Source organism: Neorhizobium galegae bv. orientalis str. HAMBI 540 (assembly GCF_000731315.1).
GTDB classification, from domain to species: Bacteria; Pseudomonadota; Alphaproteobacteria; order Rhizobiales; family Rhizobiaceae; genus Neorhizobium; species Neorhizobium galegae.
Window position 1 is genome coordinate 2408360 of record NZ_HG938353.1, and the last position, 16434, is coordinate 2424793.

18 protein-coding genes, 1 tRNA gene and 1 riboswitch are annotated in these 16434 nt (G+C 61.2%); of the genes, 7 read left to right on the forward strand and 12 right to left on the reverse strand.

What is annotated here, in order from left to right; genetic code table 11:
- Nucleotides 1–2: 2 nt before the first annotated feature.
- The 11 genes from RG540_RS11925 to RG540_RS11970 form a co-directional block, all read right to left on the reverse strand.
- Nucleotides 3–1544, reverse strand: a complete 1542-nt coding sequence (locus RG540_RS11925; protein WP_038588124.1) for an L-aspartate oxidase — start codon at nt 1542–1544, stop codon at nt 3–5.
- Nucleotides 1541–2512 carry a quinolinate synthase NadA gene (gene nadA, locus RG540_RS11930; RefSeq protein ID WP_038588127.1) on the reverse strand — a complete coding sequence of 324 codons (972 nt, stop codon included), beginning with the start codon at nt 2510–2512 and terminating at the stop codon, nt 1541–1543. The genes RG540_RS11925 and nadA overlap by 4 nt, the downstream gene beginning before the upstream one ends.
- A 68-nt stretch (nt 2513–2580) precedes the next feature.
- A complete protein-coding gene (locus tag RG540_RS11935) occupies nt 2581–3483 on the reverse strand; it encodes an NUDIX hydrolase (RefSeq protein WP_038588130.1) in 903 nt (300 codons plus the stop codon).
- 97 nt (nt 3484–3580) lie between these two features.
- Nucleotides 3581–4525 carry an ABC transporter substrate-binding protein gene (locus tag RG540_RS11940; RefSeq protein WP_038588132.1) on the reverse strand — a complete coding sequence of 315 codons (945 nt, stop codon included), beginning with the start codon at nt 4523–4525 and terminating at the stop codon, nt 3581–3583.
- On the reverse strand, nt 4522–5304 hold the full coding sequence (locus RG540_RS11945; protein ID WP_051909365.1) for an ABC transporter permease: 783 nt from the start codon (nt 5302–5304) through the stop codon (nt 4522–4524). Before RG540_RS11945 ends, RG540_RS11940 begins: the two co-directional genes overlap by 4 nt.
- A gap of 135 nt (nt 5305–5439) precedes the next feature.
- Nucleotides 5440–5543, reverse strand: a riboswitch (TPP riboswitch).
- Nucleotides 5544–5749: 206 nt separating this feature from the next.
- Nucleotides 5750–6010, reverse strand: a complete 261-nt coding sequence (gene minE / locus RG540_RS11950) for a cell division topological specificity factor MinE (protein WP_007759331.1) — start codon at nt 6008–6010, stop codon at nt 5750–5752.
- Entirely contained in the window at nt 6007–6822 is an 816-nt protein-coding gene (gene minD, locus RG540_RS11955) for a septum site-determining protein MinD (RefSeq protein WP_007759329.1), read from the reverse strand. Before minD ends, minE begins: the two co-directional genes overlap by 4 nt.
- Before the next feature lie 31 nt (nt 6823–6853).
- The gene (minC, locus tag RG540_RS11960) at nt 6854–7582 is read right to left on the reverse strand and encodes a septum site-determining protein MinC (protein ID WP_038588136.1); all 729 of its coding nucleotides are present in this window, start codon (nt 7580–7582) and stop codon (nt 6854–6856) included.
- Between the two features lie 789 nt (nt 7583–8371).
- Nucleotides 8372–8518: a DUF1127 domain-containing protein gene (locus RG540_RS31400; RefSeq protein ID WP_065814420.1), complete on the reverse strand. Its 147-nt coding sequence runs from the start codon at nt 8516–8518 to the stop codon at nt 8372–8374.
- A 157-nt stretch (nt 8519–8675) separates the two neighbouring features.
- A complete protein-coding gene (locus RG540_RS11965; protein ID WP_244446550.1) occupies nt 8676–9107 on the reverse strand; it encodes a RidA family protein in 432 nt (143 codons plus the stop codon).
- 68 nt (nt 9108–9175) lie between these two features.
- A complete protein-coding gene (locus RG540_RS11970) occupies nt 9176–9694 on the reverse strand; it encodes a Dps family protein (RefSeq protein WP_038588139.1) in 519 nt (172 codons plus the stop codon).
- A 364-nt stretch (nt 9695–10058) separates the two neighbouring features.
- Here RG540_RS11970 and RG540_RS11975 point away from each other — a divergent pair, with 364 nt between their 5' ends.
- Together RG540_RS11975 and RG540_RS31645 are read left to right on the forward strand one after the other, a co-directional pair.
- Entirely contained in the window at nt 10059–10295 is a 237-nt protein-coding gene (locus RG540_RS11975) for a BrnA antitoxin family protein (RefSeq protein WP_038588142.1), read from the forward strand.
- A 10-nt stretch (nt 10296–10305) separates the two neighbouring features.
- Nucleotides 10306–10449, forward strand: a complete 144-nt coding sequence (locus RG540_RS31645) for a hypothetical protein (protein ID WP_080724924.1) — start codon at nt 10306–10308, stop codon at nt 10447–10449.
- A 28-nt stretch (nt 10450–10477) separates the two neighbouring features.
- Here the strand turns inward: RG540_RS31645 and RG540_RS31650 are convergent, their stop codons facing one another.
- Nucleotides 10478–10732: a DUF982 domain-containing protein gene (locus tag RG540_RS31650; protein ID WP_080724925.1), complete on the reverse strand. Its 255-nt coding sequence runs from the start codon at nt 10730–10732 to the stop codon at nt 10478–10480.
- A gap of 693 nt (nt 10733–11425) precedes the next feature.
- Between RG540_RS31650 and RG540_RS11980 the strand changes: the two genes are divergently transcribed.
- The 5 genes from RG540_RS11980 to rfbD all read left to right on the forward strand — a co-directional run bounded on the left by RG540_RS11980 (nt 11426) and on the right by rfbD (nt 16433).
- A complete protein-coding gene (locus tag RG540_RS11980; protein WP_038593629.1) occupies nt 11426–13276 on the forward strand; it encodes a PBP1A family penicillin-binding protein in 1851 nt (616 codons plus the stop codon).
- Nucleotides 13277–13446: 170 nt separating this feature from the next.
- Nucleotides 13447–13520, forward strand: a tRNA-Gln gene (locus RG540_RS11985).
- Nucleotides 13521–13824: 304 nt separating this feature from the next.
- The gene (rfbC, locus tag RG540_RS11990) at nt 13825–14421 is read left to right on the forward strand and encodes a dTDP-4-dehydrorhamnose 3,5-epimerase (RefSeq protein ID WP_038588145.1); all 597 of its coding nucleotides are present in this window, start codon (nt 13825–13827) and stop codon (nt 14419–14421) included.
- 27 nt (nt 14422–14448) lie between these two features.
- Entirely contained in the window at nt 14449–15507 is a 1059-nt protein-coding gene (gene rfbB, locus RG540_RS11995) for a dTDP-glucose 4,6-dehydratase (protein WP_038588148.1), read from the forward strand.
- Nucleotides 15504–16433, forward strand: coding sequence for a dTDP-4-dehydrorhamnose reductase (rfbD, locus tag RG540_RS12000; protein ID WP_080724926.1), 930 nt, complete (start codon nt 15504–15506; stop codon nt 16431–16433). Before rfbB ends, rfbD begins: the two co-directional genes overlap by 4 nt.
- The last annotated feature ends 1 nt before the right edge of the window (nt 16434 follow it).

Sequence of the window (16434 nt, forward strand, 5' to 3'; positions counted from 1 at the left end):
TGTCAGGCACTCCGGGCAAGGGGATGGGAGGTGGTCGCGCGGGCGATTTCCAGCGCGTCGGCAAGGCGCATCTGCCGCCGTTCCGCATAGGCGAGTTTCAACGGGAAATCGGTGCGGGCATGCGCGCCGCGGGATTCCTTTCGCAGCGACGCGAAAACAGCAATCAGCAACGCGACGATCGCCGGATCGGCGGCCGATCCTTCGATTTCGACGAGCGGCAGCAGGCTTGCGATCGCACCATGAATGGCACCGGCGTTTCTGAGGACGCCGAGATGCCGCGATACGATCGGCCGCACGGCGGAAATATCCGCCGACACCGGCAGCTCGGCATCAGTGACCTGATGAGGTATTCCGGCGGACGTTGCCGAGAGATCTAGCGCGGCCCGCATGCCCATGACGGCCGCTTCGAGCAGAGAGTTGCTGGCCAGCCGGTTGGCACCATGGAGACCGGTCGAGGCCGCCTCGCCGACCACCCAGAGACCGGGCACAGAACTGCGGCCATTCGCGTCCGTCGCCACCCCGCCCATATGGTAATGAACAGCGGGACGAACCGGAATGAGGTCGGAATTGGGATCGACACTCGCTTCCCGGCAGAGGGCGTCGATCGCCGGAAACCGTCTGGAGAACCCGTTTCCGAGCGCCGGCCGGGCATCGAGAAAGACACGCCCGCCGCGGGCGATCTCGGCACTGATGGCACGTGCCACGATATCCCGCGCAGCCAGTTCGGCGCCCGGTTCGCGGGCGAGAAAACGCTCGCCTCTTTCGTTGACCAGCACCGCGCCCTCGCCGCGCACCGCTTCACTCACCAGCGCCAGCGGCCGCCGAACCGAGTCGAGCGCCGTCGGGTGGAACTGCACGAATTCCATATCCGCGAGCACCGCGCCTGCTCGTGCAGCAAGCATCACGCCCTGCCCGAAATTGCCGGTCGGATTGGTGGTCGCATCGTAAAGCCCGCCGAGGCCGCCGGTCGCCAGAACCACCCGCGAGGTCGGCAGGGTGACCGCGCCTTTCGCCGCCGCGCATAGCAGGCCGGACACCGCATCGCCATCCGTCAGAAGCCGACGCACCTCGACGCCATCAAGCACCGTGATCGACGGTGTTGCGGAGACGGCCTCGACAAGAGCCCGGACGATTGCCGCGCCCGATCCGTCGCCCGCCACATGCACGATACGGCGGCGCGAATGGGCAGCCTCCAGGCCGAGCGAAAGCGAGCCATCGCCGGCCCGGTCGAAACGCACGCCGAATTTTTCCAGGATGGCGATGGCGTTCGGGGCTTCGTTCAGGATCGAAGCCGCGACAGTCGGATCACAAAGTCCGTCGCCGGCTGCGAGCGTATCGGCCAGATGCAGGTCCGCGCTGTCGTCGGGCCCGAGGCTTGCGGCAATGCCGCCCTGTGCCCAGGCGCTCGACGTTTCCGCACCCAAGGCGGCGCGGGTGATCAGGACGACGGGCTGCGGCGCCAAGGTCAGCGCCGTCACCAGCCCCGCCAGACCGCTGCCGACGATCGCAACGCGGCCGGCGAGATGGTCGAGGATCTCGGTCATATGGCGAGCATCCTCTCGACGGCGCGGCGGGCGGCAACCGCGATCGACGGATCGACGGTCACCTCGTGCTGGTTTTCCTCCAGCGCCTTGCGGATGTTGGCGAGCGTGATGCGCTTCATGTGCGGGCAGAGATTGCAGGGCCGCACGAATTCCACGTCCGGGTGATGCACGGCGACATTGTCGCTCATCGAGCACTCGGTCAGAAGCACGACGCGGGCCGGCTTCTTTTGGCCGACATAATCGGACATGACAGCCGTGGAACCGGCGAAATCAGCTTCGGCCACCACTTCCGGCGGGCATTCCGGATGCGCCAGCACCACCACCCCCGGATGTGCCTCGCGCAGATCGCGGACATCCTTCGCGTTGAACAACTCATGCACCTCGCAATGGCCATGCCAGGCGATGATCTCGACATTGGTTTCCCGCGCCACGTTCTGGGCCAGGTATTCGTCCGGGATCATCAGCACTTTCGGAACGCCAAGCGATTCCACCACCTGCTTGGCATTGCCGGAGGTGCAGCAGATATCGGACGCCGCCTTCACCGCCGCGGAGGTGTTCACATAGGTGATGATCGGCACGCCCGGATGCGCCTGCCGCAGCAGCGCGATGTCTTCCGGCGTGATCGAATCCGCCAGCGAACAGCCCGCCGCCATGTCCGGGATCAGCACCGTCTTCCCCGGATTGAGCAGCTTTGCCGTCTCGGCCATGAAGTGGACGCCGGCGAGCACGATGACATCCGCATCCACGTCGATCGCCTTGCGGGCGAGCGCCAGACTGTCGCCGACGATATCCGCGACGCCATGGAAGATTTCCGGCGTCTGATAGTTGTGGGCGAGGATGACAGCGTTGCGGGTGCGCTTGAGCTCCAGGATCGCTGCAACATCCGCCTCGTAGCTCATCCATTCGGCCTTGGGGATGACGCGGCTGACACGATCGTAAAGCGAGGAAACCGAAAGCGGAGAATTCATCAACAGCTCCTTTTATACTCGAAGTGAGTATATCCGGCGCAAAGAGATATTCTCGATTCGAGTTTATGTCAATTGCGTGAAAGCGGAAGTTTTGAACCCGACAGCGCGCGCTCTTCGAGGACCGCGTGACGGTATCGGAAGAGCTTGGCGGGCCGGCCGCCGGTCTCGCTGGTCGCCTCGCCAGTTTCCTCGATCAGTTCCTGCTGGTCGATCAGCCGGCGGAAGTTCGGCTTATGCAGGGTGAGGCCGGCCAGCGCCTCGACGGTGCGCTGCAATTGCGACAGCGTAAAACTCTCCGGCATCAGTTCGAAGACCACCGGACGGTATTTGATCTTGGCGCGCAACCGCGCGATCCCGGTCGCCAGGATGCGGCGGTGATCGGCAAACATGGAACGGCCAAAACTTCTTGCTGACGCGCAGCCCGCCTCGGTCACGAGGCCAGCCTCATACATCAGTTCATAACGCTGCAGGCCGAGATCCTCGTTCCAGGCGGCACCGTCAAGGCCGAAGGCAAAATCGACGCGGCGCTGGCGGTGTTCGCGGCGCGCCGTTTCCGAAGCGACCCAATCCTGCAGGCGGTCGGTGATGGCCGCCTGTATTTCCGGCCTCCCGCCGCGATGGTCCTCCCAGGGGAAATATTCATACCAGCCGTGCCAGCCGGGTTTTCCGGCACCGGGCGCTGCCTGTTCGCGAACGAGGCCGAGATAGCTGATCGAAATCGTCCGCCCCTCGGCATCCTCATGGGTCCGGTCGCGGTCAGCGAACGTATAGAGCTGTTCGAGATAACCGAGGGGATGGCCCGTCTGGTCGCCGACCCATTCGCGAAGCCCGGCCTGCAGGCTGCGATGGCCGAGCTCGAAAGGCCCGGACGGCAGCGCATCTCCCGAGCGTACCGTCATCACGCGCGGCTCGTCGCCGGTGACGGCGGACAGAACCGCGATCAGTTCCGCATGGGCAAGTCCGATGGTCAAGCAAACTCCGGGTCACGTAACGTGGAAAGCCTGTCTGGCATGAAAATCACGTTACGCGAACCCCGGAGCTCAAATCAAACGATATCAGCAACTTGGCCTATTTGATTTCGACCGCGACGTCGGAGACCGGAGGCGCTGCCTTGATTAGTCCCGTTTCCTTCATGAAGGCGGCGAAGCGCTGGTAGCGGCCTTGGTCGAGTGCGGCCGGACGCTTGGCAAAACGCGGCAGCGTGTCGAAGAACGCGGTGCGGTTCAACTCGTCGTCAAGGCTCGGATAGGCCTTGATGAAAAGCTGCCAGGCCTCCTGCGGATGGTTGGTGATGAAGATCGAGGCCTGTTCGACCGCATGCAGGAAACGCGTCAGCCGGTTATCGCCAGCAGAATCGCGGCGGGTGACGAAGATCAGCTCGTCATAGGCCGGAACCCCGTGCTCTTCAGGGAAAAACGCCCGCCCCGCATGGCCTTCGAGCTTCATCTGGGTCAGCTCGAAATTGCGGAACCCGCCGAGTGTCGCATCCACCTTGCCGCCGATCAGCGACGGTGAGAGAGAAAAATTGACGTTGATCAGCTCCACGTCGTCGTTGGAAAGCCCTTCGGAGGCCAGCATGCGCTTCAGCATCGCATCCTCGAAACCCGTGACGGAAAAGCCGACCTTTTTGCCTTTCAGATCCTTGAGGCTCTTGATCGGACCGTCCGCCAGCACCGTGACGGTGTTCAAGGGCGTCTCGACCAGCGTGCCGAACCGCACGAGCGGCAGGCCAGCCTCATGATCAAGATAGAGGTTTGGCTGGTAGTGGATACCGATATCCGCCTGGCCGGCCGAAACCAGCCGCGGCACCGCGGAGGCATCGGACGGCGGAATGAGCTCGACGTCGAGATTGGCATAGGCGAACAGTCCGCGCTGCTGGGCGATCACCATCGGAGCGTGATCCGGATTGACGAACCATTCGAGAAGCACGCTGAGCTTGTCGGCCGCCTGCGAGGGAACGGGCGCGGCGAGGCTTGCCAGCGCGATGAGGGACGCGGTGAGGATACGGATCATGATCGGACGGAACTCCTTGATGCGGATGAGGATTCAGGGTCGGCTTCGCTGGCCCAGGGGGCGAGACCGGATGTCAGCCAGTCGATGAGAAGCCGCAAAATGAGGGTGAGAATGGCGAGTATGACCATCGCCGCAAACACCGTGTCGGTCTGCATGCGGGCATTGGCCTGGACCATCACGAAGCCGAGCCCGCCGGACGCGCCCACCCATTCGCCAACGACCGCACCGAGCGGCGCTAGCGGTGCGGCGACCCGCAGGCCGGAAACGAGGCTCGGGATCGCCAGCGGCACGCGCATCGACACCAGCGTCTGCCAATGGCTGGCGCCCTCCAGCGAAACGGCGTCGAGGATTTCCTGATCGGTGCGGCGAAGGCCGTCGGCAAAGGCGGAGGCGACCGGAAAGAAGATGATGATCGTCGTCATCGCCACTTTCGAGGCGAGGCCGAAGCCCAGCCAGAGAACCAGGATCGGCGCCAGCACGAAGACGGGAAAGGCCTGCAGGATCAGCACCATCGGCCAAACGAGACGGCCGAGCCGCGGCAGCGCCGCAACGCCGAAGGCCGTGGCTATGCCAAGGCCAGCCCCGATCGCGAGGCCCAGCGCGATTTCGATCAGCGTGACGGCGCTGTTCTGCAGCAGGAAACCCGGCTGCCGCAGGAAGGCGGACGCGACGGCTACAGGCGACGGCAGAATATAGTGGGGTGGAGCAAACAGCCAGACGCCGGCTTGCCAGAGGGCGATGAGCAGGACGAGGCCGATACCCGCATGGAACGCGCGCATGCTGCTACGCGTCGAAACTGGAAACGGCGGCCGGATACCCTTTTACGGAAATGGCGAAAATGGATGTCATCGGTCGATCTCCAGATCAGTCAATCACGGAGACCCAGGTGAAGCGGAGAAGAGAAAGTGCCGTCGGTCGACGCCTATTTCCGTTCCTACGCCGGCATGACCCGGATCAGGTTCAAGGGTCCGGCTCACCGCCATCTCAGCATCGTCAAGATGCCCCCCTCGGAATTACGACGATAACTGTCGGTTTTCAGCAATCCTGTCAAGCCGGCCGGATTGGCGGCCATTTCCACTCAGCGCGCAGAGACGGTCGAGAGGAGCTGCCGGCCGAGCGAGATGCCAAGCCGGCCGTCTTCCTTCGCGCAAGAAGGCGAAATACGAAACCCGGACAACCAGGTTGTCCGCGTTTCAAAATTCGAGTTGGCCGAATGCTGCCGGCTCAGGCAGCCTGGCTGACGGCACCCAATGGGATCTCGACGTCGATCTCGAGGATCGTGACGTTCTCGTCGCGGTCCATCTTGACCTGCACCTTGTCGCTGTCGACCTGCACGTGCTTGGCGATCACCGCAAGGATTTCCTCGCGAAGCAAGGATACGAGGTCCGAGCCGTTCGACGAGCGTTCGTGGGCGAGAAGCACCTGCAGGCGTTCACGCGCCGTCGGTGCGGAGCGCTGTTTGCGGAAGAGATTGAATATCGTCATGCGGCCCTCCGTGCGAAGATCTTGCCGAATATCCCTCGCTTCTCCCCGGGGATCGTGATCGGCAGAACCTCTCCTGCGAGCCGGCGTGCAGCTTCGAAATAGGCCATGGCCGGAGCGCTGCGGGCGTCCGCCAGGGTGACGGGCGAACCGATATTGGAGGCACGCAGCACGTCCATGCTCTCCGGGATGATGCCGAGCAGCGGGATGGACAGGATTTCCAGCACGTCCTCGACCTTGAGCATATCCCCCCGCTCAGCGCGGTTGGAATCGTAGCGCGTCAGAAGCAGGTGCTTTTCCATCCGCTCGCCGCGCTCGGCCTTCATCGTCTTCGAATCCAGCAGACCGATGATGCGGTCCGAGTCACGGACGGACGAGACTTCCGGATTGGTGACAACCACCGCCATGTCGGCGTGGCGCATGGCGAGCGTGGCACCGCTCTCGATCCCGGCGGGGCTATCGCAGATGACCCAGTCGAAGACCCGCTTCAATTCGGTAATGACCCGCTCGACACCCTCGGGCGTCAGGTTATCCTTGTCGCGCGTCTGCGATGCCGGCAGCAGGAACAGCGTCTCCAGCCGCTTGTCGCGGATCAGCGCCTGCGTGAGCTTGGCTTCGCCCTGGATGACATTGATCAGGTCGTAGACGACCCGGCGCTCGGCGCCCATCACCAGGTCGAGATTGCGCAGCCCGACGTCAAAATCGACGACGACAACCCGTTCGTTTCGCTGAGCCAGAGCCGCTCCAAGTGCGGCAGTCGAAGTCGTCTTGCCAACCCCGCCCTTGCCTGAAGTGACTACGATGACTTTCCCCATCTTGCTCTCCTGTTTGCTGGCCGGTTACGGCTCAAATAAGTTTCTCTGCCATGATCGAATCCCCTTCGAGCCAAAGCTGGACTGAATGTCCGCGAAGGCCTGGGGCCATGTCGTCCGCCATCTTGTAGATGCCGTCGATTGCCAAAAGCTCGGCTTCGAGCTTGCGGCAGAAGATGCGCGCGGATGCGTTTCCGAGCGATCCTGCCATGGCCCTGCCACGCAGGGTCCCGTAGATATGGATCGATCCGCCAGCGATAATTTCAGCTCCCGAGGCGACCGATCCGATGATCGTCACGTCGCCTTCGGGGAAGATCACCGACTGCCCCGACCGCACGGGATCGCGAATGACGATGGACTGCAAGGTCGGACGCACCTCGGGCACTGACGGCTTCTGCTCGCTGTTGTGCAGCTCGATGAGCGGCTCTTTGGCGACCGCATCGTCGGAGACCGGCCGGCCACCTTTGAGTGCCGGAGGCATGCCAGGCCCCAGGATCGAAGGACGACCACCTTCGATGCCCATGATGTTGACGCTGCGCCCGGCAAGCTCGGCGATGAGCTCTTTCAACTGAGCGCGATCGATTGGCAGATCGGTCACATCAAGCACGACCGGTCGGCCAAGGAAGAACCCGGCGGAACGCGCCGCGAGATCATCCAGCCGGACGAGCCAATCGTCGAAAGGAAGATCGGGAGCAAGCACGACCGCCAGAAAAGAACGGCCCTTGATACGGATAGCGCGAGCGTCTGTTAGCATTTTGGTCATCTGCGTAAAGAAATCGTGACCGTTTTTTAGCCCCGATATGGTTAACAATTGGTAAACAAGAAGCTCTTGGAGGGCCTGGTTTTAACCGATCGTTACGATCTTCCCTTGCACCAGGCCCACCTCGCCGACATAGGCTTCGCAATGAAGAGAAGACCGGGCGCGAGGAAGAAAAGGGGCGGTCGACAAGACGATGCGCCGGGCGCGAATCATCTCTCCCGGCGCTTCGGTGGTGGCTGCGATTCTGGGCTGCCATGGAGATTCGGTTGCCGTGAGAATCCGCAGAAGCCCGTTTCCGGCGGGCGGCCCCTTCTCGGCGATGCGGCAACGGATCGCCTCGCCGTGTCTTCGACTTTCAGGCACGAATCGATATCGCCGGATGCCGCCTGAGCGACCTCGGTTAAACGCGCGATTTTGAATTCTGGAAAACCCTCAGCCCCAAAACGAAAAAGCCTGCCGCGGGAGGAGGTGCGGCAGGCTTTCCGTAAAGAACCGAACAGCGGCTGGGAGGAGGAGTGCCACCGTTCCTACAGACGTCCCTGGGAGGAGGAATGGGCCGTCTGATAACACGAAGCTCTGCGGGAGGAGGTGCATTGCTTCGATAAGTATGACTATACACCAATCCTGCACGATTGATAGCCATTATGTTGCAGTGCAGCTATTCTGAAAACGCATACCGGAAAACGGGGGAGTGAAAGTCTGAAAGAGGCCGGGTGCGCGGAGCATCTTCTGACGCAAAAACGCCCGCGGCAATGGCGGGCGTCGTGAATGGTCCAGGCAGCAATATCGCGATTAGCGACCGATGGCTGCGCGGGCGACGCTGCGGATGTCGGAGCGATCAATACCGAGGTCCTGCAGTTCGCGGCTGGTCATGCGGCCGAGTTCGGTGATGGTCTGACGATACTTGCGCCAGTTGTTGAAAGAGCGTGCTACGTTCATGATCGGGTCCCTTTCCTGAGACTGTCTGACGTCAGCAACCGTTCTTGGCTCCGGCGTCGTTCGATGACAGGGATATAATCCTTCTCACCTGCCTGCAAAAGCAACAAAGCCTCAGGGCACCCATGCAAAACTTGCATTGGTCTCGCAGGAATGCCTGCTATTCCGCCTTGGTCGATGCCGCAGCGCACACCATGATCATCTCGACCTTCAGATTAGGATTGGCAAGCCGCGCCTCGAAACAGGCCCGGGCGGGCGGAGCCATGCCCGAAACCCAGGCATCCCAGACCTCGTTCATTTCGGCATAACCGTCCATGTCGGCCAATATGATCGCGCAGAAGATCAGGCCCTGCTTGGCACTGCCGATCTCGGCAAGCCGCGCTTCGGCTTTGGCGAGCAGTTGCCGGGTCTGTTCGGCGGTGCTCAAATTACCGTCATAGGGGGCTTGAGGCGTGACGGCGAAATAGCCGGTGCCTTGATGCACGACAGCCGAACTTCCGCGGCTGCCGATACCGAAGCGGTCGATGATGGAGGAGAAGTCTTGAATCATGAAATGCCTGTACTGGTTCTGAACGATGGATGAGGTTGTCATCGCGACGATCGGCGGCAGCGACGCCGTTGCCGCCGGGGTTCCTTTATAGATCTCAATTGGCGACCGACTTATTCGGCGCTACGTGTCGTCTCGAATAGGAACCAGGCGCGGCGTTCCGTCTCGTCGATCCAGACTTCCAGCAGGCTCGTTGTGGCTACGTCGTTATGTTCGGCGCAGACTTCGTGGGCCTGGCGCAGGAACGAGACGAGCTGCTGGTTGTCGTCCTTCAGTTCTGCGAGCATATCCCGCGGGGTGACGAAATCGGCGTCGTTGTCGAGAAGGCGCTGCAGCCGGCCGATATGGCCGATCGAGCGGATGGTCGTGCCGCCGATCTTGCGGGCACGTTCGGCAATCGCGTCGGTCATGGCAAAAATCTGCTCGCCCTGTTCGTCGAGCATCACGTGGTAATCGCGAAAATGCGGGCCGCTCATATGCCAGTGAAAATTCTTGGTCTTGAGGTAGAGCGCGAACGTGTCCGCAAGCAGCGCCGCAAGCGCACCGGCGATATCGGCGGTGGCATTGGAGGGCAGATCGGAGGGAGTGTTCAACGATGCCTTGCGGCGGCTTTCAACGGCGGTACGATCCATGGTCGTTCTCCTTGGGTGAGACGGATGGGCTCCGGGACTTCGACAGACTGACCGGAGGCCAGTCGAACGGGACTGATCCGAGGACGATCGGCGGAGACAGCGTGCGTCAACAGAAGTGCTCGGGAGAGCGTTCTCGGATCGAGCACGGTTATACGACCAAGAGCAGAAATCCCATAGTGGGTTTCCGAGGTTCGCGGATGCCAGTGCGGCCCACATGCCCGATTGGTGATGCCCGTTCCCTCTGACCGCCCTGCTCCGTGATTGCTATTTCGCCAAGCTTGCTGATAGTTCGGGAAAAGAGCCGCGTCTGCAGGCCAGAACTGCGACGGCGAACGCCCTCCCCTTTTTTGATACGGAGATAATCATGACACGTCCCCCGCGCCGGCCCGTCAATCCACTCGAAGCTGCCGAGGCGCTGTTCTCGCCGGCCAAGAAGGTCGCTCCGGCTCCCGCCGTCGAGCGGCGGGCGCCACCCAATGTCAAGGAACTCGTGTCGCTGAAGCTCGATAGCGACGTGCTCGCCTATTTTCAGGAAGATGGCCCCGGCTGGCAGGATCGCATCAACGATACGCTCCGCGCCGCCATGAACGACAAGGACTGAACGACATCACATGGTCATCGCGCTATGGCAGGTGATCTCCGGCCTCGCTTCCGGCCGTACAAGCAGCGCGCAACCGACGCTGTTCGACAGCGACGGTTTTGCGGCTCGGGATTTTTCAGCGCTTCGCTATATCTATCCGCGAACAGGTCCATGAAGATTGGCCGTGTCGCAAAAGATGAGGCTTATTGGAGCATTCCCGCTTCGAGTGCGGCGGACAGAAACGTCTCACGTGCAGATGCGGCGTCTACCTGTCTGCGTAGCGCAGCCGAGCAGAATTCGGTTGCCGTTCTGTAGCGCTCATTGCGCGCGCCAGGCCATTTGTTGGTAAGGTAGATCAAGGCCTCTGCGGGAGTTCGAATAATTTCCGGAGACCTTCGCCCGACCGTTATGATCACCGGCTCCGGCCAGTTCGGATCGCTCATCACCCGTTTTTTCATGCATTTCCTCCGCTTGCAGATCAAACTTGCAGATCCGATAGTGACACGGCTTCCGCCGTCTATCTATTTGACCGCGCTTACTTCATTGGGAGTAGAGCATCACGGCTTCTGATCACCGATAGGCGCGGCAGCACCTTCCTTTTGTACTGTCACGCACTATTTCATTTACGAGACCCAACCGCACCGCAGTGAATGACCCGCCCTGAGGACAGCTCGAAGAAACCGGATGAACGTGCCCTCAGCGAGCCTGCGCCGATGACTGACACAGAGGCGCCACCAAAAGACGTGCCGGAAACGGGCGAACTTCACGAAGAAGGCTTGCATTCGGGCGAACCGCCAGACGAGCAGAAAGCGAACGGTCATCCTGCTGCCGTCTTTGGGCAAAGCGGGCGGGCCGTCCGCGAATTGCTGACCGCGCTCCGCCAGGATATCGGAACGTCGTGGCGATCGGGCTCTCTCTGGATAAGGAACGCCGCCGCCACGCTTCGGGAGAAATACGCAAGGCCGAAAAAGCGAGAACCCGACCCGGCATCTTGGCCGGCAGCGGAACGCCTTTCAGGCCTCCGCAGCAAAGCCCTGTCCGCAATGGTCGCCTTGCGGCATTGGCGGCCAATTTCAAGGCAGAACCGGCAGTCAAGACGGTTGTCCTGGATAACCGTGGCTGCACTCGCATCATTCGCCTGCGTCCTCGTCATGGCGGGCGTTCTAATATGGGCCTTGAAGGACGTGCCGTGGCGGGAGATCGCGGCAGGCACGCTGAAGCCTGTCATCGTGCTTGAAACGGCGGATGGCGGGCCGCTTGTGCGGCAAGGCCCGTATCAGGGGCCCTATGCGGCTTACAATCAGTTTCCGCAGTCCCTCGTCGACGCTGTCCTGTCGATCGAGGACAGGCGGTTCATGACCCATTACGGTGTCGATCCGCAGGGCATCGGCCGCGCATTCATCAGGAATTTTCAGGCAGGCTCGGTGGTCCAAGGCGGCAGCACGATCACCCAGCAATTGATCAAACTGCAATATCTGCAAAGCGACCGGACGCTGAAGCGGAAGATCCAGGAAGTGGTCATTGCGTTCTGGCTGGAATGGAAACTGGGCAAGCAGGAAATCCTGACCCGATATCTGAACGCCGCCTATCTCGGTTCGGGTGCGACCGGAATGCCGGCCGCCGCACGGATTTACTTCAACAAGGACATCCGAGACCTCGATGTCTCGGAATCGGCGCTACTTGCCGGCCTCCTGAAGGCGCCGAGCCAGTTGAACCCGATCGACAATATCGAGGGCGCCCGTCAACGGACAGCGACGGTGCTCGCCGCCATGGTTGACAACGCCAAGCTGACGCCAGACGAAGCAGCCGCCGCCAGGGCGGAATTCGGCAAGCTCCGCCCGACGACGCCGACACCCCGCTCGGGAAGCTGGTTCGCCGACTGGATTTCGCCGCAGGCAAGCGAGATCGCAGGCGCCACCCCAGGCTCGACGACGGTACGCACAACCCTGGTCCCGCGTCTTCAGCGCATTGCCGAAAAGGTGATAACACAGGCTCTCGACGAAGACGGAAAGTCGCTTGGCGCCAGCCAGGCGGCGCTTGTGGCGATGACGCCAGAGGGCGCCGTCGTCGCCATGGTCGGCGGGCACGACTACAAGACGAGCCAGTTCAACCGCGCCGTCACGGCGATGCGGCAGCCCGGCTCCACGTTCAAACTTTTCGTCTATTACGCCGCCTTGAAGAAAGGACTGACCCTTTTCGACCGCGTCCTCGACGCACCGATCGAAATCGACGGGTGGTCGCCTGAAAATTCCGGCGGTGCTTACCGCGGCTGGGTCACCTTGGCGGAAGCTTTCGCCCGTTCGCTGAACGCAGCAACCGTCGCGCTCGCCCAGGATGTCGGGCTCGACAACGTCGTCGCCGCCGCAAAGGAACTCGGCATCGACACGCCCCTGGCACCGACCCCATCTCTGGCGCTCGGAACATCGGAGGTGAACCTGCTCGACCTCACCAGCGCCTATGCGTCGGTTCGCCTCGGCAAGGCGCCGGTCGAGCCATGGGGGATTGTTGATTTTCGAGCATCGGGACAATCCCAGACTTTCAGGGTGGGCGAAAAGAGGACGCCCTCCATCGATCTGTCGCCTTACGAGTCCGACCTCCTTGGCCTGCTGCAACTCGTCGTCGAACGCGGCACTGGCCGCGATGCCGATCCCGGCACGTTCGCGGCCGGCAAGACGGGCACCAGCCAGAACAATCGCGATGCCTGGTTCGTCGGCTTCACCGAACGCCTGGTCGTCGGCGTCTGGGTCGGGAATGACGACGACACGCCGATGAAAGGCGTGACGGGCGGGTCGCTTCCAGCCCGGATCTGGCGGGACTTCATCCGCGCGGCGATGACCGAACCCGCTCCCGATTTCGATTTGGACAAGGGTCTGGCGACCGGCGAGCCGGGCGTTGCGCCCTCCTGCAATATCACCGCCTGCTCCCGCACCTACCGATCTTTCCGGGCCTCCGACTGCACTTATCAACCTTTTCGGGGAGAGCGCAGGCTTTGCGAAAGGTGAACACTGGCATTCGGGGCGCGGGGCGGCGGCGCACCAGCTCCGAGTAAATTTCCAAAGCCAAATGAAAGTATGAGATTTAACAAAAAACGACGGCTCCGTGATTGCTCGCCGAATGAAGCTTTGCTAGAGCAAGCCGCATTGCCTGGGCGGTATCATCACCGCCGTCATGGTGGGGCGTCGCCAAGCGGTAAGGCAACGGTTTTTGGTACCGTCATCCCTGGTTCGAATCCAGGCGCCCCAGCCAAGCTGTTCCTGATCCATTTTGAACACATGGCTCACGGTTTAATCCAGAGACATAAGTAACCTTTCGGCCCGAACGGGTGATATCGGTCGAGCGCCCGGACGACGATTTACGGCGGCGTCGATCTGCCCGCACCCGTTCCTCCAATACTTTTGCCGTCAAAACGACGGAAGATAGAGGGCGTAGGCTTCACTACCGCTAATGGACGATCCATGGCCGATCTGATGAGCCGCGTCTGAATTGCGCTGCTAATTCCCATGTGCCCTTATGGCTAAACATTCCGCAGTTTCAGGATCATGGGGGCCCTGTGCGCTTCGATAGAACGATCATTGAGGACGTTTTATTATTGGTTCCGAAGAAATTCGGCGATTCCCGAGGTTATTTCCTGGAAACCTTTCGGAAAAGCCTTTTTGAATCAGAAGTAGGTCCTTTCACGTTCGTTCAGGACAACCGATCTTACTCGGCAGAGGCGGGAACTGTCCGCGGTCTCCACTTTCAAATCCATCCTCGTGCACAAGGCAAGCTGGTCTCATGTTCGAGCGGTGCATTCCTCGATGTGGCGGTTGATATCCGTGCAGGATCACCGACCTATGGCAAGTTCGTCGCGGTGGAACTATCGGCCGAGAATGCCCTTCAGCTTTGGCTGCCGCCGGGTTTTGCACATGGGTTCTGCACCCTGACGGCAGATACGGTCATCACCTACAAAGTAACCGACTATTACAGCGCGGAACACGAGCGAGGCCTGCTCTGGAACGATCCCGAGCTTGGGATCGAATGGCCCGTCGCGGCAGACAAGGCGATCCTGTCGGAAAAGGATCGGGGGCAGCCGACGCTCGCCGAGCTTCAATCCAACTTCAGTTATGCCGTCAACGATCAATTCGGCAGACTCAGCCGCAGCGGTTGACGAGAGCTCTTGGGGGTAATTCAAAGCATGCGCGTGCTTGTGACCGGTGGGGCGGGTTTCATTGGATCGGCGGTCATCCGCCACCTCGTGCTCGAAAAGGGATACGAGGTCCTGAACATCGATAAATTGACCTATGCCGGCACGCTGACGTCGCTGAGGTCGGTTGAAGCCAAGCCGTCCTATCGGTTCTTCAAGATAGACATATGCGATGCTGCGGCGGTGAGCTCCGCGATTTCGACATTCGGGCCGGACCGCGTGATGCATCTGGCCGCAGAAAGCCACGTCGACCGTTCCATCCTCGGTGCGCGTCAATTCGTCGAAACCAATATTCTCGGTTCTTTCACCATGCTCGAATGTGTCCGGGAGTACTGGGCGTCGCTTGAGCGTCGGAAAAAGGATGCTTTCCGCTTCCTGCATGTTTCGACGGATGAGGTCTACGGCTCGCTAGGGCGGGATGGGCTGTTCTCGGAAACAACGCCCTACGACCCGAGTTCACCCTATTCTGCATCGAAGGCCGCATCGGACCATCTCGCCAAGGCATGGGCACGCACCTACGACATGCCGGTCATCGTCTCCAACTGCTCGAACAATTACGGCCCTTTCCATTTTCCGGAAAAGCTGATCCCGCTGACGATCCTCAATGCGCTCGAAGGCAAATCTCTGCCAGTCTATGGGAGCGGCGCGAATATTCGCGACTGGCTTTACGTCGAGGATCATGCCCGGGCGCTGGATCTCATCGCCGAGCGCGGCAGGGTCGGCGAAACCTATAACGTGGGAGGCCGCAATGAGCGCAGCAATATCGACGTTGTAAAACGCATCTGCGCGATCCTGGACGATCTGCGGCCGAGCGGAGGCCCCCATGAAAATCTGGTCCGGTTCGTGACCGACAGGCCGGGGCATGATGCACGTTACGCGATCGACGCGGGCAAACTGGAAACGGAATTGGGCTGGAAGGCGCAGGAGAGCTTCGAGACCGGGATCGAAAAGACGGTGCGCTGGTATCTCGACAATGAATGGTGGTGGGCGCCGCTTCGCCAGGGATATGACGGCAGTCGCCTCGGGCTTCTCAAGGCCGGGGCTGGATGATGGGTAATCCCAAGCGATACGTGGTAACCGGGCTCAAGGGACAGGTCGTTCAGTCTCTCCTCGAAAACACGAAAAAGCGAAGCGATGTCGAGATCATTGCGCTTGGCCGCCCTGAACTCGATTTAGCGATGCCGGAGACAATCGCTGCAGCCGTCGAAGCCGCCCGTCCCGATCTGATCGTTTCCGCTGCCGCCTTTACTGGGGTCGACCAGGCCGAAATCGACCGGGAGGTGGCCTTTACCGTCAACGCAACAGGTCCTGCGGAACTGGCGCGCGTAGCGGCAGCGCTCCGAGTGCCGATCGTCCACCTGTCCACAGACTATGTCTTCGACGGCAGCAAGTCCTCCCCCTATGTCGAATCCGATCCGGTCGCACCGCTTGGCGTCTATGGCCGCGACAAATTGGTGGGCGAGCGGAACGTCGCCGCAGCAACCGAAAATCATGCCATCCTTCGCACCGCCTGGGTCTACAGCCCGTTCAGCCGGAATTTCTTGCGCACGGTGCTGAGGATCGCTGAGGCAAGGGAAGAGGTGCAGGTCGTCGACGATCAGATCGGCAACCCGACTTCGGCGATCGATATTGCCGATGCCATCATCGCCGTCGGGCAAAATCTGCTGGCTTCAAACGACCATGCACTGCGCGGCATCTTTCATATGGCAGGAACGGGCGCGGCGAGCTGGGCAGACTTCGCAGACGAGATTTTCAAAATTTCGGCAGCGAATGGCGGGCCTTCCGCAAGGGTCGTCCGCATCCCCACCAGCGCCTATCCGACGCCGGCGCGGCGACCGGCCAATTCGCAACTGGACTGTTCAAGACTCTACAGGCGCCACGGCATTGTCATGCCCGATTGGCGGGGTTCGACGGGATATGTCGTCAGGCGCCTGCTGGAGCCGGTCGACCTTGAAAACAGAAAGTTCGGGAGGTGAA

Bases quoted from the DNA above. Each gene is read 5' to 3' on its own strand.
- RG540_RS11925 (WP_038588124.1), bottom strand. From the start codon at position 1,544: ATGACCGAGATCCTCGACCATCTCGCCGGCCGCGTTGCGATCGTCGGC.
- nadA (WP_038588127.1), bottom strand. From the start codon at position 2,512: ATGAATTCTCCGCTTTCGGTTTCCTCGCTTTACGATCGTGTCAGCCGC.
- RG540_RS11940 (WP_038588132.1), bottom strand. From the start codon at position 4,525: ATGATCCGTATCCTCACCGCGTCCCTCATCGCGCTGGCAAGCCTCGCC.
- RG540_RS11945 (WP_051909365.1), bottom strand. From the start codon at position 5,304: ATGCGCGCGTTCCATGCGGGTATCGGCCTCGTCCTGCTCATCGCCCTC.
- minE (WP_007759331.1), bottom strand. From the start codon at position 6,010: ATGACGATATTCAATCTCTTCCGCAAACAGCGCTCCGCACCGACGGCG.
- minD (WP_007759329.1), bottom strand. From the start codon at position 6,822: ATGGGGAAAGTCATCGTAGTCACTTCAGGCAAGGGCGGGGTTGGCAAG.
- minC (WP_038588136.1), bottom strand. From the start codon at position 7,582: ATGACCAAAATGCTAACAGACGCTCGCGCTATCCGTATCAAGGGCCGT.
- RG540_RS31400 (WP_065814420.1), bottom strand. From the start codon at position 8,518: ATGAACGTAGCACGCTCTTTCAACAACTGGCGCAAGTATCGTCAGACC.
- RG540_RS11965 (WP_244446550.1), bottom strand. From the start codon at position 9,107: ATGACAACCTCATCCATCGTTCAGAACCAGTACAGGCATTTCATGATT.
- RG540_RS11970 (WP_038588139.1), bottom strand. From the start codon at position 9,694: ATGGATCGTACCGCCGTTGAAAGCCGCCGCAAGGCATCGTTGAACACT.
- RG540_RS11975 (WP_038588142.1), top strand. From the start codon at position 10,059: ATGACACGTCCCCCGCGCCGGCCCGTCAATCCACTCGAAGCTGCCGAG.
- RG540_RS31645 (WP_080724924.1), top strand. From the start codon at position 10,306: ATGGTCATCGCGCTATGGCAGGTGATCTCCGGCCTCGCTTCCGGCCGT.
- RG540_RS31650 (WP_080724925.1), bottom strand. From the start codon at position 10,732: ATGAAAAAACGGGTGATGAGCGATCCGAACTGGCCGGAGCCGGTGATC.
- RG540_RS11980 (WP_038593629.1), top strand. From the start codon at position 11,426: ATGGCGGGCGTTCTAATATGGGCCTTGAAGGACGTGCCGTGGCGGGAG.
- rfbB (WP_038588148.1), top strand. From the start codon at position 14,449: ATGCGCGTGCTTGTGACCGGTGGGGCGGGTTTCATTGGATCGGCGGTC.
- rfbD (WP_080724926.1), top strand. From the start codon at position 15,504: ATGATGGGTAATCCCAAGCGATACGTGGTAACCGGGCTCAAGGGACAG.